We start from the raw sequence: 20,331 nt of genomic DNA, 5'->3' as shown, positions 1-20,331 counted from the left end.
GAAAAATTTGAAGCATTAATTTCACTTATGATACTAGGATATTTAGATATATGCATTACAATAGCGGTAATTATAAATTGTAGCATTGAGTGGCTTATTAAAAAAATTAAAGAAAAAAGAACAATGAAAAATAAAATATTTTAAAGAGGAGTGATAAAAATGTTTATGAAAATATTTACCGTGTTAATTATTGGTTTCAATAACATTTTTGCCATTCTCCAAAACATTAACAATGACGAAATAACAACACAATCACTAATTAGAAACAAAAGACAAAACAATCAAGTGTCTGAAATTAACTTAACAAAAGCAGAATTTACAATATGAAAAAATGAAACTCCTTATAAACCTGCATCGGCGTGAAAAACAGAATTACAATTTTTATTAAATGATATAGAGAAGCAATCAGGAATAAAACCCATAAATCCTATAGAAGAATTATGGAACAATAAAGGACGAATTCAAAGTTATATAAATCAAAATCAAGTTAATATTATTAAAAAACTTAACGAATTACAAATAAATACAAAATGAACAGAAGTTGAAAAAGAACAAAAACAAAATATTAAAATAAAAAATATTAAAATAAAATTTGAGTATCAAAAAAATACTTTTGCCGGTGTAAAATGAAACTGGTGAAAAATTCTAGAACTTGATGCACAATTGAAAGCCAAACCTACGACTGATATTGATTTACCAGAAACAACCACTAACTTTGATGGCAACCACAACTATAACGATGTCATTGAGAACCTTGACTATTTAATGATTCATCGTGGTGATTTTGACAAATTTAATTACTCTTATCTTTATTGAACACCAGTATTTAATTTTATTGACACCTTAGAAAAAGGTTACTATAAAGAATTCACAATTAAAAACCACGGCTTTAAAAATGAAAGCTATTTTTATCATAAGACTTCTAGTAGTGAAGATGAAATTAATAAGAATATTTTAAAAATTAAAGCTTTTAATAAAACCTTAATCGCAGGTAATAACTATTTGCAATTACTACACGGTGAAACCGAAATCTGAAAATATGATACCAAAAGTACTAACGATTATTACCTAATTAAGTATCTTTTTGGTACCTTAAATTACCTCAATGTTAGATTTAGTTTTTTGCGCTATGACCCCGATTTAAAAAATGATATTTACTTATATTTTAAAAATAACATTCCTAGTATTAACGACAGCGATTACAAAAATGTTTTTGATGAAATCTATGAAATTCTCGGCAATTTCTTTGCTAGTTTATTTTATGCGACTTTTGATATGGACGAAAAAACTCATACTGAAATTGATTTTAAGGGTATAGAAAACTATAAGAAGGATTACTTTATTCAAATCGGTTTCTTTTATCGTTCATTAATTACCTTTTATCCCAAAAAATACTTAGTAAATATTATAGGAAACTCAGAATTATTACTAAGAAGTTATTTCTTTACTTTTGACAAAAAAATGCACCAAGATAATTACAATGCTATTAACAACACCAATAGTATTTATCAAATTGATTTTAATGTCCTTAAATCTTATGATAATAAACTGATTACCTTGCCAACCAACAAAACCGCTAACAGTATTAATTATCTCAATACCGATATTGATATTCGTTATGGTATTAATATTTTTACCTTAACTTTTCCGCTTTATCACAAAGGTAATATCTCTAACTACAATTTTAAAATTTATGACTTTAATGTCTTAAATTCAACAGCCTTTATCCCTGATGGTTTAAATAACAGTGAATGAGACGATTTAATTCCGCCGGCAAATTGCAAATATTCCGGACGATGAATACCAACTTTTAATGATATTGGATGTGCCATTCAGAATGCTGGTATCAAAATGATAAACTGAATACTCACCGCCTCACAAATCATCACGATTTTGCGACCGTTAGCAATTATTGCAAAAGCAACAGTTAACTTTTCAACTGCTATTTTTCCAATTTTTAAAACGGTACCAGCTTTTTACTATACCTTTCAATTTTTAATCGGTTTTGCCATCTTTCTAATGATATTAAGAATTTTTATATAATAGACTTCTTGCAAAATTAATATGATAATTATAATTTTTAAATTTAAAATAAATATAAAAGTGTTATTAAAATAATTTTTAGATTATTTTTACAAATATTTTGTCATTAAAACATAATAAAAATTATTATTTACAATAAAAAAAGACTGAAATTTTAAATTATCAAATATATTTAAACTAATAGTTGTAAATTATAAATTGAAGCTATTAAATTAAATCTTAAAGCAAATCTTTTTCTACGATTTCGATATTTTTCACTAATAATTTTAAATTTTTTAAGTATAGCAAAAACATTTTCAATAACAATTCTCATTTTTGAAATTCGCTCATTATTTTGCTTTTCTTCTTTATTTAAAGGGTTTTTCTTTGATTTTCTTTTAGGAATTAAAACATTATGATTAATTTTTTGTATGCCTTGATAACCTAAATCCACTAAAACAGTTGTTTCTGGTAAAAATTTAATTTTTGAATCTTTTAAAATTTTAAAGTCATGGTTTTTACCATAAGAAAAATCAGAACTAATAATTTTTTTACTATCTTTTTCAATTATAACTTGTGTTTTTATTGTGTGTTTTTTCTTTTTTCCTGAGTAGTGCTGTTTTTGTCTTTTTTTGGGCGTTGGATTTGGCTTTCAGTTACATCAATTATAACAGTCTTATCTTTGAAATAATCTTTTAATAGTGATTTTTGACCAGTAAGTTGTTGAAAATTAGGGTGTTTTATTAAAGTGTCTTCAATTCATTTGATATTTCTATAACAACTACTTTCACTAATATCATAACTTTTTGCAATATGAAAATAAGTTCTATATTCTCTTCAATATTCTAAAGTCATTAAAATACGATTTTCTAATGATAATTTATTGGTTCTTCCGCGACGAAATCTCTTTTTTAATTCTTCTATTTTTAAAATTTCTAGCATTTTATTAAAAGTAGTATGTTTAATACCAGTTAATCTTAAAAAATTTTTATCACTTATTTGATTATTTTTTTTAAATTTCATTTAAATTCCACCTTTTTATTAAAAACAACAATTCAATTATATTTTAAATTAATTTTGCAAGAAGTCTAATATATATATATATATATATATTGAAAAAAATAAAGGAGTTAAAAAATGAAAATTTTAAGTATAATGGCTATTTTAGGATTAACAATATTGCCCGTAACTGCGTGCTCTAAAAAAATAAATAAACCAACGCTCTCAGACAGTAAAAAAAGTAATCAAGTGTCTGAAATTAACTTAACAAAAGCAGAATTTACAATATGAAAAAATGAAACTCCTTATAAACCTGCATCGGCGTGAAAAACAGAATTACAATTTTTATTAAATGATATAGAGAAGCAATCAGGAATAAAACCCATAAATCCTATAGAAGAATTATGGAACAATAAAGGACGAATTCAAAGTTATATAAATCAAAATCAAGTTAATATTATTAAAAAACTTAACGAATTACAAATAAATACAAAATGAACAGAAATTGAAAAAGAACAAAAACAAAATATTAAAATAAAAAATATTAAAATAAAATTTGAGTATCAAAAAGATACTTTTGCTGGCGTAACATGAAACTGGTGAAAAATGATAGAATTTAATGCACAATCAGAAACAAATTAAAATACGAAAGGGGGCTCGTACAAAATTAACTGTGTCTCTAAGTAATTAACTTAAATTCACTTTGTCCTCAAATTTTATCATTAAATGTGAAATTGCACTACCTCGATTTTGAATTGACATCGTTCATTTGGGCAGTTCAACTTTTTTCATTTTTTATCCTTTTTATTTTGTCAAAATAAAAACCAGTAATTAATTAAAATTACTGGTGTAAATATTATTCTTATTTTATCACAAGAAATTTAAACTTGTTGGGCTTGTTTTTAAGAGCCTGTCCAAAATTCTGTGTCTCGATAATTCATTCTGAATTATACTTAAACGAAGGAGAACAGAAAATGACAAAAAAAAAAATAAAAAAAGAACCTGATGCAATTGATAAAGTTGTTGATTATTTTTTAGAAAATATTGATAATCCACAAGATTTATTTAAAGGCAATACTATTTTTCAGGAATTTACCAAAAAATTAACTGAACGAATGTTAAATACGGAAATTAAAGATTATCTTGAAACTGATGAGAATCATAATAAAAGAAATGGCAACACACAAAAAACCATTATTACTAAAAATGGTTCAATCGCAATTGATGTACCAAGAGATCGAAATAGTACTTTTGAACCAGTAATTATTCCGAAAAGACAAAGAAGATTTGATAACTTTGATCAAAAAGTAATTTCTTATATATGCAAGAGGAATGACAATTTCTGATATCAAAGCACAATTGCAAGAATTCTATCACGGAGCAGAAATTTCAGAAAGTTTAATTAGTCAAATAACTGATGATGTTATTGAAGAAGTTAAAATGTGACAAACTAAACCTTTAGAGAAGATTTATCCGATTGTTTATTTTGATTGTATTGTTGTTAAAGTAAAGCAAGATAAACGAATAATAAATAAAGCAGTTTATCTTGCCTTAGGAATTAATTTAGATGGTTTAAAAGATATTTTAGGAATGTGAATTAGTGAGAATGAGGGAGCCAAATTTTGACTTAATAATCTTACGGAAATGAAAAATCGTGGGTTACAAGATATTCTTGTTGCTTGTAGTGATAATTTAACTGGGATGTTTGATGCAATAGAAGCTGTTTTCCCAAAAACACAGCATCAATTATGCATTGTTCATCAAATTCGTAATAGTTTAAAATTTGTTCCTTACAAAGATCGCAAACTTGTAGCTAATGATTTAAAATCAATTTATACAGCAATTAATGAAGAAATAGCGTTAATTGCTTTAGATCATTTTTCAGAAAAATGAAATAAAAAGTATCCACAAATTACTAAATCATGAAAAAATAACTGAAATAATTTAATAATTTTTCTTGAATATCCTCAGGAATTTAGAAGAATTATTTACACAACTAATGCGATTGAATCTGTTAATAGTCAATTAAGAAAAGTCATTAAGAATAAAAAGATTTTTCCTAATGACGCATCAGTTTTTAAAATATTTTATTTAGCATTTCAAAATATGGTTAAGAAATGAACGATGCCAATTCAAAATTGGGGTAGTGCAATTTCACATTTAATGATAAAATTTGAAGACAGAGTGAATTTAAGTTAATTACTTAGAGACACAGTTAATTGTACAGTCCCTATAACCTTCCAAAGAAATCATTGAACAATAAAAGATACACCATTCAATTTTCTAAATAAACTTTTAAAAACCTCTTGAAACTAACATATGTCTGTGCTATAGTACAAAATGAAGTATATTGTGCCTAAAAATGATTTAGCAGATTTAAAAGCTAAATTACAATCTTGAATGACTACGATTTATCATGAAAAATATTATCATAAAGTAAAAAAATGAGTAAGTAAATATCTCAATTTATGTACCAACTTATATATGAATAATACAGATAACATATCTGTAAATAAATTGATTAAAAAATATTTTCGTGGTAGTAAAATGACATTTTATATTTGAGCTAAAAAAATTATTAATGGTTATTATCAAGACAACTTTTATGAATTGCAATTCAAATCAACAACACCAAAAAATATTAAATATCAATTTTCATTAGAAACCAGAAAACAAATTTGTGATTATTACTTTGATTACAAATTTGTAGGTGCGGGCGGTGTATTATCGCTTTATCATAATATTCATCAAAAAAATGTGCATGATATCGATACAAATAATGTCCCCAAATCAATTAATACTTTTTATCGTTGAATTAAACAAGACAAACGCTATGGAGAAATAAAAACGCAAATGAAAAAAGCAAAACGCCATTTTAAGCGTTATGAAGTTTCAGATATTGGACTACTGCAAATGGATGCTAAAGTGTTTACTGATAAAAATTTTCCTATTGCTAAGCATAGATTATATGTTTATGATTTCATTGACGAAATAACAAGAATTGCTTTTGGATATGTGTATGATAGTTTAGGAACCAATAATGCCATTAATGCCATGCAAAGAGCAATGAAAGATTTTGGCGAACTTGGCATAACAATTAAACGCCTTCGCACTGATAATGCTCCGGAATTCACTACTACTAATTGAAGTAATAAAAAAGCATACAAAGTAAAAGAAAGACCTTTTACAACCTTTCTTTCAAAAAATGGAATTATCCATGAAACCACACCAATCCGTTCTCCTCAGAGCAACGGAAAGATTGAACGGTTTCACCGTAATTATAATAGTTTATTTTTTTAATTTTGTCGAAAACTCTTTTAATTTTGTCGAAAACTCTTGATAAAATAAAAAAAATCATCAACTTGATAATTTTAAAAGGCTTTTATGTAAAATTACTATTTTTACTTTAACTTTTTTATACATTAAAATATAATACCGCTGTTTGTTGGTTTGGAGTTAAACCCTTATGTTGGTATTTTCATTTTCAGAGATTTAAATAATTTTGAATATTAGTAAAACCTAAACCATGATAATGAATTAAGGCTTCTTTAAGACTAGATTGTAATTTACTGATTTTATTTAAGTTACGATAACTAGCTTCAGGATTAATTGTTGTTTTAGTTACACATAAAGTAGAATTTGTTTGTTTTGCTACTAAAAAATATAATTTTTGCATATCAGAAGTAATAATTGAATTTTCGTTAATTAATTCTTTGTTCATATTTTCAATAACTCATTGTTTTTGTAAACGTTTGGTGTTTGTGGATTTAACATAAATATTGTTATTATTATCAATTGCCATTTGAATACAGCATTTAGTATTAGTTGCGAATGGGTCAAGGTGAATTCTTCGTGGATCAGTTTTATATTTGAAATTTCCTTTATGGATTTCTTTAATAAATGTTTCATCGATTTGGATTTTACCAGATAATTTTTTAAATTTTAATTGGGTATTTTCTAATTGTTTTGATTTCATTAATTTTTGACGATTATATCAAGCAGTTTTTAATGTAGTTTTAATAAAACGAGAAATTGTTTTACTAGATTGCCCCAGCAATGAAATTTGAATCAATAAATTTCATTGTTCATAATTTAAATGACTTCAATAAATAAAATGATTACGAAAAGCGTCAAAACTTGCACGGCAATTTTTACATAAATATTTTTGTTTTCCTTCTGAATTATGTCCATTTTTAACGCAATGGTAAGATTCACATTTAGGGCATTTAATACCTTGCGCTCTAAATTTTTGATCAATTTCATTTAAACGTTTTTGTTTTTTTATTAATTCTGCTTGTTGTTTGACTTTTTCATAAAATTCTAAAAATTGATCATCTGTTAAAGTATTTACTAGTTCTTGAATTATTTTTTCCATAATTATTATCCACCTCTATCATATTAAAAATATACCTAAAATTAAGTATATTCAATAAATATCAAGAGTTTTCGACAAAATTAAAAAAAACTCTTGATAAAATAAAAAAAAAATCATCAACTTGATAATTTTAAAAGGCTTTTATGTAAAATTACTATTTTTACTTTAACTTTTTTATACATTAAAATATAATACCGCTGTTTGTTGGTTTGGAGTTAAACCCTTATGTTGGTATTTTCATTTTCAGAGATTTAAATAATTTTGAATATTAGTAAAACCTAAACCATGATAATGAATTAAGGCTTCTTTAAGACTAGATTGTAATTTACTGATTTTATTTAAGTTACGATAACTAGCTTCAGGATTAATTGTTGTTTTAGTTACACATAAAGTAGAATTTGTTTGTTTTGCTACTAAAAAATATAATTTTTGCATATCAGAAGTAATAATTGAATTTTCGTTAATTAATTCTTTGTTCATATTTTCAATAACTCATTGTTTTTGTAAACGTTTGGTGTTTGTGGATTTAACATAAATATTGTTATTATTATCAATTGCCATTTGAATACAGCATTTAGTATTAGTTGCGAATGGGTCAAGGTGAATTCTTCGTGGATCAGTTTTATATTTGAAATTTCCTTTATGGATTTCTTTAATAAATGTTTCATCGATTTGGATTTTACCAGATAATTTTTTAAATTTTAATTGGGTATTTTCTAATTGTTTTGATTTCATTAATTTTTGACGATTATATCAAGCAGTTTTTAATGTAGTTTTAATAAAACGAGAAATTGTTTTACTAGATTGCCCCAGCAATGAAATTTGAATCAATAAATTTCATTGTTCATAATTTAAATGACTTCAATAAATAAAATGATTACGAAAAGCGTCAAAACTTGCACGGCAATTTTTACATAAATATTTTTGTTTTCCTTCTGAATTATGTCCATTTTTAACGCAATGGTAAGATTCACATTTAGGGCATTTAATACCTTGCGCTCTAAATTTTTGATCAATTTCATTTAAACGTTTTTGTTTTTTTATTAATTCTGCTTGTTGTTTGACTTTTTCATAAAATTCTAAAAATTGATCATCTGTTAAAGTATTTACTAGTTCTTGAATTATTTTTTCCATAATTATTATCCACCTCTATCATATTAAAAATATACCTAAAATTAAGTATATTCAATAAATATCAAGAGTTTTCGACAAAATTAAAAGTTTATTTTGGTTTAAAAAATGTGGTTTTGAAATAAAATTTGATGTTAAACAATTACAAATTCATTTGAATGAGTGGTACACATTTTATAATTTCAAACGAAAACATAAAAGCTTGAATTACAAAACTCCATTTGAAACTTTAAATAAATTTATTATTGCAAAATAATTATTTAAAAAATAATAGAAACTCGTGAAAAATGTTTTAATTTGGTTAATTTTGAATTAAATATTTTTTATTGTGAATAAAATTAATTTTTTTTTTTAATTTTGTCGAAAACTCTTGATAAAATAAAAAAAATCATCAACTTGATAATTTTAAAAGGCTTTTATGTAAAATTACTATTTTTACTTTAACTTTTTTATACATTAAAATATAATACCGCTGTTTGTTGGTTTGGAGTTAAACCCTTATGTTGGTATTTTCATTTTCAGAGATTTAAATAATTTTGAATATTAGTAAAACCTAAACCATGATAATGAATTAAGGCTTCTTTAAGACTAGATTGTAATTTACTGATTTTATTTAAGTTACGATAACTAGCTTCAGGATTAATTGTTGTTTTAGTTACACATAAAGTAGAATTTGTTTGTTTTGCTACTAAAAAATATAATTTTTGCATATCAGAAGTAATAATTGAATTTTCGTTAATTAATTCTTTGTTCATATTTTCAATAACTCATTGTTTTTGTAAACGTTTGGTGTTTGTGAATTTAACATAAATATTAGACTTCTTGCAAAATTAATATGATAATTATAATTTTTAAATTTAAAATAAATATAAAAGTGTTATTAAAATAATTTTTAGATTATTTTTACAAATATTTTGTCATTAAAACATAATAAAAATTATTATTTACAATAAAAAAAGACTGAAATTTTAAATTATCAAATATATTTAAACTAATAGTTGTAAATTATAAATTGAAGCTATTAAATTAAATCTTAAAGCAAATCTTTTTCTACGATTTCGATATTTTTCACTAATAATTTTAAATTTTTTAAGTATAGCAAAAACATTTTCAATAACAATTCTCATTTTTGAAATTCGCTCATTATTTTGCTTTTCTTCTTTATTTAAAGGGTTTTTCTTTGATTTTCTTTTAGGAATTAAAACATTATGATTAATTTTTTGTATGCCTTGATAACCTAAATCCACTAAAACAGTTGTTTCTGGTAAAAATTTAATTTTTGAATCTTTTAAAATTTTAAAGTCATGGTTTTTACCATAAGAAAAATCAGAACTAATAATTTTTTTACTATCTTTTTCAATTATAACTTGTGTTTTTATTGTGTGTTTTTTCTTTTTTCCTGAGTAGTGCTGTTTTTGTCTTTTTTTGGGCGTTGGATTTGGCTTTCAGTTACATCAATTATAACAGTCTTATCTTTGAAATAATCTTTTAATAGTGATTTTTGACCAGTAAGTTGTTGAAAATTAGGGTGTTTTATTAAAGTGTCTTCAATTCATTTGATATTTCTATAACAACTACTTTCACTAATATCATAACTTTTTGCAATATGAAAATAAGTTCTATATTCTCTTCAATATTCTAAAGTCATTAAAATACGATTTTCTAATGATAATTTATTGGTTCTTCCGCGACGAAATCTCTTTTTTAATTCTTCTATTTTTAAAATTTCTAGCATTTTATTAAAAGTAGTATGTTTAATACCAGTTAATCTTAAAAAATTTTTATCACTTATTTGATTATTTTTTTTAAATTTCATTTAAATTCCACCTTTTTATTAAAAACAACAATTCAATTATATTTTAAATTAATTTTGCAAGAAGTCTAATACCTTGCGCTCTAAATTTTTGATCAATTTCATTTAACCGTTTTTGTTTTTTTATTAATTCTGCTTGTTGTTTGACTTTTTCATAAAATTCTAAAAATTGATCATCTGTTAAAGTATTTACTAGTTCTTGAATTATTTTTTCCATAATTATTATCCACCTCTATCATATTAAAAATATACCTAAAATTAAGTATATTCAATAAATATCAAGAGTTTTCGACAAAATTAAAAGAAACAACTGTTTTAGTGGATTTAGGTTATCAAGGCATACAAAAAATTAATCATAATGTTTTAATTCCTAAAAGAAAATCAAAGAAAAACCCTTTAAATAAAGAAGAAAAGCAAAATAATGAGCGAATTTCAAAAATGAGAATTGTTATTGAAAATGTTTTTGCTATACTTAAAAAATTTAAAATTATTAGTGAAAAATATCGAAATCGTAGAAAAAGATTTGCTTTAAGATTTAATTTAATAGCTTCAATTTATAATTTACAACTATTAGTTTAAATATATTTGATAATTTAAAATTTCAGTTTTTTTTTATTGTAAATAATAATTTTTATTATGTTTTAATGACAAAATATTTGTAAAAATAATCTAAAAATTATTTTAATAACACTTTTATATTTATTTTAAATTTAAAAATTATAATTATCATATTAATTTTGCAAGAAGTCTAATGAATTTGTTGTTGTTTTGTCATTGTTAATGTTTTGCGGAATGGTAAAAATGTTATTGAAACTAATAATTAACACGGTAAATATTTTCATAAACATTTTTATCACTCCTTTTTAAAATATTTTATTTTTTATTGTTCTTTTGGTTTTGATTTTTTAATAAGTCACTCAATGCTACAGTTTATAATTACCGCTATTGTAATGCATATATCTAAATATCCCAGTATCATAAGTGAAACTAATACTTCAAATTTTTCATATAATAATTTCAATAATAATTTCAAATCATTAATTTCCAATTTTAAAAATGGAGCGAAAAAGATAATAATCATAAAAATGTAAGGCAAGATTCTCCATCAATATTTTTTTAAAGAATTAATGAGTTTGTTTGATTTCATTTTTAAAGGCTCTTTTTGCTTTAATTTTTTGAATAATAAAGCGGATTAATTTTTCAAATTTAATTGCAAAGTATATTGCTCCGCCTCATCAAAAAACAAATATTCCCGCTAGCATAATACCACTATTGAACTTGCCGAAGAAATCAACCATCTGTTTATTCATAAAATCATTAAATTCGTTACTTGTTCCAGTTACTCATTTAGTATCGATTGCTGTTAATGCACAAATTAATAAGCTTATAAAAACGAAAATGATACTTAATACTATTTTTAACCACTGCTTTTTAAAAGAATTTTTAATTCTTAATTTTAATGACATTTTTTCTTTTGAATTATCTTTTTTAAATAATTTTACTAAAATTTTTTTCATTTTAATTCTCCTTTCATATTTTTTATTGTCCTTTAATTACAATAAATAAGGCAATAAGTACACAAGTAACACCAAGAATGGTAAAAATTGGGTGTTGCGAAAATGTTCGTGCCATTGGTTTAAATAGTTCTAAAATTGTTAAATTGCTAGTAATAAACTTTTTAAAATTGGCAAGACCCTCGCTAATATAGTTCGTTAAAGTTTCAAAATGACTACCAGCTAATAATCCAAGAACAGTTATTAAGATAAAAATAATAATTAGTTTAAACATTGTTAGTTACCTTGATTTGTTTTTATTGGTTTTATTTGTTTTTTAGTTTTTCCTCACGCACTTAATCGACCCTTATTTTTAACCGCATATTGGCGTTGTTTTTCTAAATTAACTTGTTGACTACCAAAACCGAGAATAATTGCCATAAGAAATTCTACAGCAAGCGTTAAGAATAAAGGAAATATTAATTGAATTTTCGTTCCTGGCACTTCTAAACTTCAAATTAAATCAAAAACTTTATAAAGCATTTGGGCGAGAAAGTCGGCCATTTTTGCGAGATTTTCCATTTTTTATTGTTCCTTTTCTTTCATTTTTCTTAAAAATTTGCTAAATTTATCCATTTTTAAGTATTCCAAATCTTCTAAATCAATTGCTGTGTCATTATAGTATTTATCTTCATAATCAGGATTTACTTTTGAATTTAAGTAATCTCTTAAAAATGCTAGGTAAAAAGAATTGTAAATGTTAAGTATTGGTAAAGGAATTTTTAATTTAAAAAAATAAATATCAAGTTCAGGGATATCACGGTATTTAATGCGACGACCTTTTTTGCTATTTTTAGCATCAATTAAGGTGTTTCGTCAGCGTTCATATTCTTCAATACTAGTAAAGGTACCATAGATGACTTTTAAATAGGGGCGAAAAATATTAACAGGTTTTTTGCGAATGCCCACAATCACATTATTAGCAATATCGCGAACTTTAACTCAAATATGTTTATCTCTTTGACCGCTAGCTAACACAATATGACCAAAATGGCGTGCCAGAGCGAAATATTCTTGGATACCGGTTTCCTCGTTTTTGGTATTATTTTTTTCTCAATCAGTACCTTCAAGAAATAAATTGGTTTCATCTCATAAAAGTAAGGTTTTGTCTGGCAATACCGGATAATCAAAGTCTAATAATCCCATATGTCCCAAACTTAATTTTTGAGTTTCTAGTAATGGGAAGGTTGATGCAATATGATATTTTTTCTTTTTTAGTAATTTTGATGCGTATACTAGAAAAGCAGTTTTTCCAGTTCCTAATGAACCAATCACAATATTTAATGGTGAGTTTTTTAAGAAATTAATAACTTTGTTAATTTGTGTTAAATTACCGATTTTAAAAAGGAAAATTAAAATACAACCCGCTAAAAATAAATAGCTTACAATGTCTTTAAAATAACCGTTGTAAATGTATCAAATTGCCCCCCAATGTCATAAAATTAAAAATGAGGTGCGATTTAATTCAATAAAATGGTTATTTTTTTCTATTATTCATTTGCAAAATTTCATCTTGCACCTCACTTTATTTTTTTGTTAGCGGACTGCTCCAAGTAATTTTTCAAACATTTTAAAGCAAATAAAGAATATTGCCAAAATAAATGGAAAAATGAAGATTCAGTAGTCAGCAAAGAAGTTACCGACTTGTGGCATATTAACAGCAATAATTTCTCACATTTTAGTAAACGCTGTTATAATCGCATTTCATAATTTAGTCATCGCGTCACTAGCTGTTATCTTTGTTACTGCTGGTGCCTCTGTTAAGAAAGTTCCAATCATATAATCACCCCCTTTCTTTTTAAAACATTCATCATTTATATTCAAAGTTTTTATTAAATTTGTTAAAACCACGATTAACCTTAACACGATTGTATTTTTTTCTAATTAATTTTGAATTTCTTTGGGAATGCATCACAATGTAACTTCTTGACATTAATTTTGTCTCTATCTAAATACTGATATGGTTTTTCAAAGTAGCATTAAAATAAATCACACCATAATCGCTGTTAGGAGTCAAAAAGCAATGTTTGCTATTAAAAGTCAAAGTGGTGCTTCGGTTAATTTAATTTCTTTACCACCAGTAATGTGGGCCGGAATAGTTGTAATTTGAATAAATAAATCTCAGAAAGTTTGTTTAATTTGTTCTCAATTAAATTCTTTTAAGTTTATTGTCATTTTTTATCTCCCAAAAATCATTTTTATTGGTAAATACATAATTGAAATTAATGCGAAAAGAAAAGTAATAATAATAATTAATCCGGCAATAAACGCAACCTGTGCAGGCATTTTTTCTATCGGAATAAACAGTTTTAAGAATTCCATAATAATTTCTCAAAACATTATTTTTTATCTGCGTTATTTTCTTTTGAATTAGGAGCTTTAACTCATTCTTCAAAGCGGGCAATAAACACTTTTTCATCTTTTGTAAAATTACCAGCATTATTTTTAATGGCATTTTTATATTTAATTCTAATTTTTATTTTGGCATAAATTTTATAAGCAAAATATGCTAATAGCATTATGCAAATGATAATAGACTTCTTGCAAAATTAATATGATAATTATAATTTTTAAATTTAAAATAAATATAAAAGTGTTATTAAAATAATTTTTAGATTATTTTTACAAATATTTTGTCATTAAAACATAATAAAAATTATTATTTACAATAAAAAAAGACTGAAATTTTAAATTATCAAATATATTTAAACTAATAGTTGTAAATTATAAATTGAAGCTATTAAATTAAATCTTAAAGCAAATCTTTTTCTACGATTTCGATATTTTTCACTAATAATTTTAAATTTTTTAAGTATAGCAAAAACATTTTCAATAACAATTCTCATTTTTGAAATTCGCTCATTATTTTGCTTTTCTTCTTTATTTAAAGGGTTTTTCTTTGATTTTCTTTTAGGAATTAAAACATTATGATTAATTTTTTGTATGCCTTGATAACCTAAATCCACTAAAACAGTTGTTTCTGGTAAAAATTTAATTTTTGAATCTTTTAAAATTTTAAAGTCATGGTTTTTACCATAAGAAAAATCAGAACTAATAATTTTTTTACTATCTTTTTCAATTATAACTTGTGTTTTTATTGTGTGTTTTTTCTTTTTTCCTGAGTAGTGCTGTTTTTGTCTTTTTTTGGGCGTTGGATTTGGCTTTCAGTTACATCAATTATAACAGTCTTATCTTTGAAATAATCTTTTAATAGTGATTTTTGACCAGTAAGTTGTTGAAAATTAGGGTGTTTTATTAAAGTGTCTTCAATTCATTTGATATTTCTATAACAACTACTTTCACTAATATCATAACTTTTTGCAATATGAAAATAAGTTCTATATTCTCTTCAATATTCTAAAGTCATTAAAATACGATTTTCTAATGATAATTTATTGGTTCTTCCGCGACGAAATCTCTTTTTTAATTCTTCTATTTTTAAAATTTCTAGCATTTTATTAAAAGTAGTATGTTTAATACCAGTTAATCTTAAAAAATTTTTATCACTTATTTGATTATTTTTTTTAAATTTCATTTAAATTCCACCTTTTTATTAAAAACAACAATTCAATTATATTTTAAATTAATTTTGCAAGAAGTCTAATGTATAAAAAAAGTTAAAGTAAAAATGGTAATTTTACATAAAAGCCTTTTAAAATTATCAAGTTGATGATTTTTTTTATTTTATCAAGAGTTTTCGACAAAATTAAAAGGGTATTTTCTAATTGTTTTGATTTCATTAATTTTTGACGATTATATCAAGCAGTTTTTAATGTAGTTTTAATAAAACGAGAAATTGTTTTACTAGATTGCTCCAGCAATGAAATTTGAATCAATAAATTTCATTGTTCATAATTTAAATGACTTCAATAAATAAAATGATTACGAAAAGCGTCAAAACTTGCACGGCAATTTTTACATAAATATTTTTGTTTTCCTTCTGAATTATGTCCATTTTTAACGCAATGGTAAGATTCACATTTAGATCATTTAATACCTTGCGCTCTAAATTTTTGATCAATTTCATTTAACCGTTTTTGTTTTTTTTTTTTTATTAATTCTGCTTGTTGTTTGACTTTTTCATAAAATTCTAAAAATTGATCATCTGTTAAAGTATTTACTAGTTCTTGAATTATTTTTTCCATAATTATTATCCACCTCTATCATATTAAAAATATACCTAAAATTAAGTATATTCAATAAATATCAAGAGTTTTCGACAAAATTAAAAAGAAGATTTGATAACTTTGATCAAAAAGTAATTTCTTTATATGCAAGAGGAATGACAATTTCTGATATCAAAGCACAATTGCAAGAATTCTATCACGGAGCAGAAATTTCAGAAAGTTTAATTAGTCAAATAACTGATGATGTTATTGAAGAAGTTAAAATGTGACAAACTAAACCTTTAGAGAAGATTTATCCGATTGTTTATTTTGATTGTATTGTTGTTAAAGTAAAGCAAGATAAACGAATAATAAATAAAGCAGTTTATCTTGCCTTAGGAATTAATTTAGATGGTTTAAAAGATATTTTAGGAATGTGAATTAGTGAGAATGAGGGAGCCAAATTTTGACTTAATAATCTTACGGAAATGAAAAATCGTGGGTTACAAAATATTCTTGTTGCTTGTAGTGATAATTTAACTGGAATGTCTGATGCAATAGAAGCTGTTTTCCCAAAAACACAGCATCAATTATGCATTGTTCATCAAATTCGCAATAGTTTAAAATTTGTTCCTTACAAAGATCGCAAACTTGTAGCTAATGATTTAAAATCAATTTATACAGCAATTAATGAGAAATAGCGTTAATTGCTTTAGATCATTTTTCAGAAAAATGAAATAAAAAGTATCCACAAATTACTAAATCATGAAAAAATAACTGAAATAATTTAATAATTTTTCTTGAATATCCTCAGGAATTTAGAAGAATTATTTACACAACTAATGCGATTGAATCTGTTAATAGTCAATTAAGAAAAGTCATTAAGAATAAAAAGATTTTTTCTAATGACGCATCAGTTTTTAAAATATTTTATTTAGCATTTCAAAATATGGTTAAGAAATGAACGATGCCAATTCAAAATTGGGGTAGTGCAATTTCACATTTAATGATAAAATTTGAAGACAGAGTGAATTTAAGTTAATTACTTAGAGACACAGTTAATTGTACAGTTCCGTACAGTCCCTTTTATTAAACTAATTGCTTATAAAATAAATAATAGTTTTTTTCATATTTTAATTTTCTTTTATTAAATTCATATTTTGCTAAATTTTTCTACTTTTTCTGCAATATTATTTATTTTTATTTTATAAAAATTAATACTTTTGCGTGTATATTCCTTAAAATATACATCATTATTGTTGTTAACATAAATATCCATAATTTCATCATCGCTATAATATAAATTATTATTTTTATTAATTTTTATTTTTTGGTAATCTTTTGTGTATATATCAAATTTATATATTCCTCTACCAGAACCAAAATAAATATTACCTTTATTGTCATAATTAAAACAATGTGAATCAAAATATAGTGTTTTTATAATTTTATAATTAAAATCTAAAATATAAGTATTAAATAAGGAACCAATATAAATTTTATTATTATCAAATAAAAAATAGTTTATTTTATTGTCTTTATTCAAAAAACTTATTTCATTTATTTTTATTGGTTTTGTTTGGCCTTGTTTTAAAATATAAGCACCATTATTAGTAGCAAAATAAATTTTATTTTTGTTAATAACTATTGAATTAACTTCTCCATTTAATTCATCTATTTTGTTTGGTTCAATTTCATTATTTTTTAAAACATATGTACTATTTGAAGTTGTGAAGTATAAATCATTTTTATCATTAAATCCTAATGTTTTTTTATAAAAACCATATTTTTGAAGTTTTTTATTTAAGGTCGCGGTTGTTTCACCTTTTTTTAAAACATATAAACCATTATCAGAGTCAAAATAAACATTATTTTTATTATCAATACTAGTATTAAAAATACGTTCATTTATTCCATTTATCTTAATTGCTGTTGTTTCACCATTTTTTAAAAAATATACTTCTCCACCACTAGACCCGAACGAAGTGCTATATACACCAAAATACATATTATTTTCTGAATCAAAATTTACAAATCAAATGTTAGAGTTATTTATATTATTAATTTTTATTATTTCATTATTTTTTTGTTTTAAAACATATAAACCATTATTTGTTATAAAATAATTCTCGTTATAATTGTCTTTAAAAAATGAAATAATATTATTTTCTACTTTATTAAAATTAATTATTGGTTTTTGATATTTTTTATAAATTTCTAATTCTTTTTCAAAATTAATATTTCTTTTACTTCTTTGAACGTTTTTTGGTGGTTGTCGGGGTTTATTAATTACCGGTTTATTAATCGCTATTTGTTTTTGTGCACTATTTTCACAAGCAACAATACTGCTTAGTTCTATAGTTAAAGTAATTGTACTTAAAACATTCAATAATTTTTTCATATTAATTAAACTCCCTTTATGAATTTTTACTTATTTATAAATTTATTGAACAATTAACATCCTCTCCAAATTTTAATCTACAGTCTTTTTGGTTTGGAATTTAATTATAAACTATCTTTAAAATTAAATTAAAAAAACTTTCTTTTAATTTTGTCGAAAACTCTTGATATTTATTGAATATACTTAATTTTAGGTATATTTTTAATATGATAGAGGTGGATAATAATTATGGAAAAAATAATTCAAGAACTAGTAAATACTTTAACAGATGATCAATTTTTAGAATTTTATGAAAAAGTCAAACAACAAGCAGAATTAATAAAAAAACAAAAACGGTTAAATGAAATTGATCAAAAATTTAGATCGCAAGGTATTAAATGCCCTAAATGTGAATCTTACCATTGTGTTAAAAATGGACATAATTCAGAAGGAAAACAAAAATATTTATGTAAAAATTGCCGTGCAAGTTTTGACGCTTTTCGTAATCATTTTATTTATTGAAGTCATTTAAATTATGAACAATGAAATTTATTGATTCAAATTTCATTGCTGGGGCAATCTAGTAAAACAATTTCTCGTTTTATTAAAACTACATTAAAAACTGCTTGATATAATCGTCAAAAATTAATGAAATCAAAACAATTAGAAAATACCCAATTAAAATTTAAAAAATTATCTGGTAAAATCCAAATCGATGAAACATTTATTAAAGAAATCCATAAAGGAAATTTCAAATATAAAACTGATCCACGAAGAATTCACCTTGACCCATTCGCAACTAATACTAAATGCTGTATTCAAATGGCAACTGATAATAATAACAATATTTATGTTAAATCCACAAACACCAAACGTTTACAAAAACAATGAGTTATTGAAAATATGAACAATGAAATTTATTGATTCAAATTTCATTGCTGGGGCAATCTAGTAAAACAATTTCTCGTTTTATTAAAACTACATTAAAAACTGCTTGATATAATCGTCAAAAATTAATGAAATCAAAACAATTAGAAAATACCCAATTAAAATTTAAAAAATTATCTGGTAAAATCCAAATCGATGAAACATTTATTAAAGAAATCCATAAAGGAAATTTCAAATATAAAACTGATCCACGAAGAATTCACCTTGACCCATTCGCAACTAATACTAAATGCTGTATTCAAATGGCAATTGATAATAATAACAATATTTATGTTAAATCCACAAACACCAAACGTTTACAAAAACAATGAGTTATTGAAAATATGAACAAAGAATTAATTAACGAAAATTCAATTATTACTTTTGATATGCAAAAATTATATTTTTTAGTAGCAAAACAAACAAATTCTACTTTATGTGTAACTAAAACAACAATTAATCCTGAAGCTAGTTATCGTAACTTAAATATAAAATCAGTAAATTACAATCTAGTCTTAAAGAAGCCTTAATTCATTATCATGGTTTAGGTTTTACTAATATTCAAAATTATTTAAATCTCTGAAAATGAAAATACCAACATAAGGGTTTAACTCCAAACCAACAAACAGCGGTATTATATTTTAATGTATAAAAAAGTTAAAGTAAAAATAGTAATTTTACATAAAAGCCTTTTAAAATTATCAAGTTGATGATTTTTTTTATTTTATCAAGAGTTTTCGACAAAATTAAAAAAACTTTCTCCTTTTTTAATATTTTTCTTGATTGTGCAAAACATCTGTGGTATTTTACAACCAAATTATCTATGTAATATACCACAGACTTATGACAAGTACAAGCGGTTTTTTAAAAAAGGGACGAAAATTATAAAATAAAGCAGGAATTTCTTAAAAATAATTTATAATTAAATTCCAAACCAAAAAGACTGTAGATTAATTTTTGGAGAAAGGTAAAGGTGTTATAAATTTTATTAATTAGTAAAAATTCACAAAAAGGAAGTTAATTAA

26 protein-coding genes and 2 pseudogenes are annotated in these 20,331 nt (G+C 23.8%); 9 read left to right on the top strand and 19 right to left on the bottom strand.

Annotation, left to right across the window (positions count from 1 at the left end; translation table 4 throughout):
• Positions 1-159: 159 nt before the first annotated feature.
• Positions 160-2,043, top strand: coding sequence for a hypothetical protein (locus AAHM82_RS07135; protein ID WP_342263454.1), 1,884 nt, complete (start codon positions 160-162; stop codon positions 2,041-2,043).
• 172 nt (positions 2,044-2,215) lie between these two features.
• Here AAHM82_RS07135 and AAHM82_RS14025 read toward each other — a convergent pair whose 3' ends face one another.
• Positions 2,216-2,608, bottom strand: coding sequence for a transposase family protein (locus tag AAHM82_RS14025; protein ID WP_342264845.1), 393 nt, complete (start codon positions 2,606-2,608; stop codon positions 2,216-2,218).
• Positions 2,605-3,045, bottom strand: coding sequence for a transposase family protein (locus AAHM82_RS14020; RefSeq protein WP_342263396.1), 441 nt, complete (start codon positions 3,043-3,045; stop codon positions 2,605-2,607). The genes AAHM82_RS14025 and AAHM82_RS14020 overlap by 4 nt, the downstream gene beginning before the upstream one ends.
• Positions 3,046-3,159: 114 nt before the next feature.
• Between AAHM82_RS14020 and AAHM82_RS07125 the strand changes: the two genes are divergently transcribed.
• The 3 genes and pseudogenes from AAHM82_RS07125 (at position 3,160) to AAHM82_RS07115 (ending at position 6,321) form a co-directional block, all read left to right on the top strand.
• The gene (locus AAHM82_RS07125) at positions 3,160-3,663 is read left to right on the top strand and encodes a hypothetical protein (protein WP_342263453.1); all 504 of its coding nucleotides are present in this window, start codon (positions 3,160-3,162) and stop codon (positions 3,661-3,663) included.
• A gap of 332 nt (positions 3,664-3,995) precedes the next feature.
• Positions 3,996-5,220, top strand: a pseudogene (locus tag AAHM82_RS07120) (IS256 family transposase).
• 141 nt (positions 5,221-5,361) lie between these two features.
• On the top strand, positions 5,362-6,321 hold the full coding sequence (locus AAHM82_RS07115) for a DDE-type integrase/transposase/recombinase (RefSeq protein WP_342263452.1): 960 nt from the start codon (positions 5,362-5,364) through the stop codon (positions 6,319-6,321).
• Between the two features lie 115 nt (positions 6,322-6,436).
• Here AAHM82_RS07115 and AAHM82_RS07110 read toward each other — a convergent pair whose 3' ends face one another.
• Both AAHM82_RS07110 and AAHM82_RS07105 read right to left on the bottom strand, forming a co-directional pair.
• Positions 6,437-7,396 (bottom strand): IS1/IS1595 family N-terminal zinc-binding domain-containing protein, encoded by a 960-nt coding sequence (locus tag AAHM82_RS07110; protein ID WP_342263352.1) that lies wholly within the window; start codon positions 7,394-7,396, stop codon positions 6,437-6,439.
• A 174-nt stretch (positions 7,397-7,570) separates the two neighbouring features.
• Entirely contained in the window at positions 7,571-8,530 is a 960-nt protein-coding gene (locus AAHM82_RS07105; protein WP_342263352.1) for an IS1/IS1595 family N-terminal zinc-binding domain-containing protein, read from the bottom strand.
• Positions 8,531-8,588: 58 nt separating this feature from the next.
• Here AAHM82_RS07105 and AAHM82_RS14015 point away from each other — a divergent pair, with 58 nt between their 5' ends.
• Positions 8,589-8,783: an integrase core domain-containing protein gene (locus tag AAHM82_RS14015; protein WP_425289018.1), complete on the top strand. Its 195-nt coding sequence runs from the start codon at positions 8,589-8,591 to the stop codon at positions 8,781-8,783.
• 193 nt (positions 8,784-8,976) lie between these two features.
• Here the strand turns inward: AAHM82_RS14015 and AAHM82_RS07100 are convergent, their stop codons facing one another.
• The 4 genes from AAHM82_RS07100 to AAHM82_RS07090 form a co-directional block, all read right to left on the bottom strand.
• Positions 8,977-9,282 (bottom strand): hypothetical protein, encoded by a 306-nt coding sequence (locus AAHM82_RS07100; protein WP_342263451.1) that lies wholly within the window; start codon positions 9,280-9,282, stop codon positions 8,977-8,979.
• Between the two features lie 231 nt (positions 9,283-9,513).
• Positions 9,514-9,906 (bottom strand): transposase family protein, encoded by a 393-nt coding sequence (locus AAHM82_RS14010; RefSeq protein ID WP_342264845.1) that lies wholly within the window; start codon positions 9,904-9,906, stop codon positions 9,514-9,516.
• Positions 9,903-10,343 carry a transposase family protein gene (locus tag AAHM82_RS14005; RefSeq protein ID WP_342263396.1) on the bottom strand — a complete coding sequence of 147 codons (441 nt, stop codon included), beginning with the start codon at positions 10,341-10,343 and terminating at the stop codon, positions 9,903-9,905. The genes AAHM82_RS14010 and AAHM82_RS14005 overlap by 4 nt, the downstream gene beginning before the upstream one ends.
• A 43-nt stretch (positions 10,344-10,386) precedes the next feature.
• Complete coding sequence (locus AAHM82_RS07090) at positions 10,387-10,557, bottom strand: hypothetical protein (RefSeq protein ID WP_342263450.1); 171 nt, start codon at positions 10,555-10,557, stop codon at positions 10,387-10,389.
• Between the two features lie 2 nt (positions 10,558-10,559).
• Between AAHM82_RS07090 and AAHM82_RS07085 the strand changes: the two genes are divergently transcribed.
• Positions 10,560-10,919, top strand: coding sequence for a transposase family protein (locus AAHM82_RS07085; protein WP_425289017.1), 360 nt, complete (start codon positions 10,560-10,562; stop codon positions 10,917-10,919).
• 545 nt (positions 10,920-11,464) lie between these two features.
• On the opposite strand, the gene AAHM82_RS07080 is transcribed toward AAHM82_RS07085, so the two are convergent.
• From AAHM82_RS07080 to AAHM82_RS07040, 10 genes are all read right to left on the bottom strand, one after another.
• A complete protein-coding gene (locus tag AAHM82_RS07080) occupies positions 11,465-11,857 on the bottom strand; it encodes a hypothetical protein (protein ID WP_342263449.1) in 393 nt (130 codons plus the stop codon).
• A gap of 22 nt (positions 11,858-11,879) precedes the next feature.
• Positions 11,880-12,128, bottom strand: a complete 249-nt coding sequence (locus AAHM82_RS07075; protein ID WP_342263448.1) for a hypothetical protein — start codon at positions 12,126-12,128, stop codon at positions 11,880-11,882.
• A gap of 2 nt (positions 12,129-12,130) precedes the next feature.
• Positions 12,131-12,415 carry a hypothetical protein gene (locus tag AAHM82_RS07070; protein WP_342263447.1) on the bottom strand — a complete coding sequence of 95 codons (285 nt, stop codon included), beginning with the start codon at positions 12,413-12,415 and terminating at the stop codon, positions 12,131-12,133.
• 3 nt (positions 12,416-12,418) lie between these two features.
• Positions 12,419-13,405: a hypothetical protein gene (locus AAHM82_RS07065; protein WP_342263446.1), complete on the bottom strand. Its 987-nt coding sequence runs from the start codon at positions 13,403-13,405 to the stop codon at positions 12,419-12,421.
• A gap of 24 nt (positions 13,406-13,429) precedes the next feature.
• On the bottom strand, positions 13,430-13,759 hold the full coding sequence (locus AAHM82_RS07060; RefSeq protein WP_342263445.1) for a hypothetical protein: 330 nt from the start codon (positions 13,757-13,759) through the stop codon (positions 13,430-13,432).
• 78 nt (positions 13,760-13,837) lie between these two features.
• Positions 13,838-14,068 (bottom strand): hypothetical protein, encoded by a 231-nt coding sequence (locus AAHM82_RS07055; RefSeq protein ID WP_342263075.1) that lies wholly within the window; start codon positions 14,066-14,068, stop codon positions 13,838-13,840.
• A 164-nt stretch (positions 14,069-14,232) separates the two neighbouring features.
• On the bottom strand, positions 14,233-14,412 hold the full coding sequence (locus tag AAHM82_RS07050) for a hypothetical protein (RefSeq protein WP_342263444.1): 180 nt from the start codon (positions 14,410-14,412) through the stop codon (positions 14,233-14,235).
• A gap of 186 nt (positions 14,413-14,598) precedes the next feature.
• Entirely contained in the window at positions 14,599-14,991 is a 393-nt protein-coding gene (locus tag AAHM82_RS14000) for a transposase family protein (RefSeq protein WP_342264845.1), read from the bottom strand.
• Positions 14,988-15,428, bottom strand: a complete 441-nt coding sequence (locus AAHM82_RS13995) for a transposase family protein (RefSeq protein ID WP_342263396.1) — start codon at positions 15,426-15,428, stop codon at positions 14,988-14,990. The genes AAHM82_RS14000 and AAHM82_RS13995 overlap by 4 nt, the downstream gene beginning before the upstream one ends.
• Positions 15,429-15,510: 82 nt before the next feature.
• Positions 15,511-16,038 (bottom strand): IS1/IS1595 family N-terminal zinc-binding domain-containing protein, encoded by a 528-nt coding sequence (locus tag AAHM82_RS07040; RefSeq protein WP_342263443.1) that lies wholly within the window; start codon positions 16,036-16,038, stop codon positions 15,511-15,513.
• A 77-nt stretch (positions 16,039-16,115) separates the two neighbouring features.
• Between AAHM82_RS07040 and AAHM82_RS13990 the strand changes: the two are divergent.
• Positions 16,116-17,041 (top strand): annotated as a pseudogene (locus AAHM82_RS13990) (IS256 family transposase); the annotation flags it as partial.
• Between the two features lie 105 nt (positions 17,042-17,146).
• Here AAHM82_RS13990 and AAHM82_RS07030 read toward each other — a convergent pair.
• Positions 17,147-18,400: a hypothetical protein gene (locus AAHM82_RS07030; protein ID WP_342263442.1), complete on the bottom strand. Its 1,254-nt coding sequence runs from the start codon at positions 18,398-18,400 to the stop codon at positions 17,147-17,149.
• A gap of 228 nt (positions 18,401-18,628) precedes the next feature.
• On the opposite strand from AAHM82_RS07030, the gene AAHM82_RS07025 reads away from it, so the two are divergent.
• Together AAHM82_RS07025 and AAHM82_RS07020 are read left to right on the top strand one after the other, a co-directional pair.
• The gene (locus tag AAHM82_RS07025) at positions 18,629-19,366 is read left to right on the top strand and encodes an IS1/IS1595 family N-terminal zinc-binding domain-containing protein (protein WP_342263441.1); all 738 of its coding nucleotides are present in this window, start codon (positions 18,629-18,631) and stop codon (positions 19,364-19,366) included.
• Entirely contained in the window at positions 19,267-19,836 is a 570-nt protein-coding gene (locus AAHM82_RS07020) for a hypothetical protein (RefSeq protein ID WP_342263440.1), read from the top strand. The genes AAHM82_RS07025 and AAHM82_RS07020 overlap by 100 nt, the downstream gene beginning before the upstream one ends.
• The last annotated feature ends 495 nt before the right edge of the window (positions 19,837-20,331 follow it).

Source organism: Spiroplasma endosymbiont of Clivina fossor (genome assembly GCF_964031115.1).
GTDB lineage: Bacteria > Bacillota_I > Bacilli_A > Mycoplasmatales > Nriv7 > Nriv7.
This window is presented reverse-complemented; position numbering and strand designations above follow the sequence as displayed.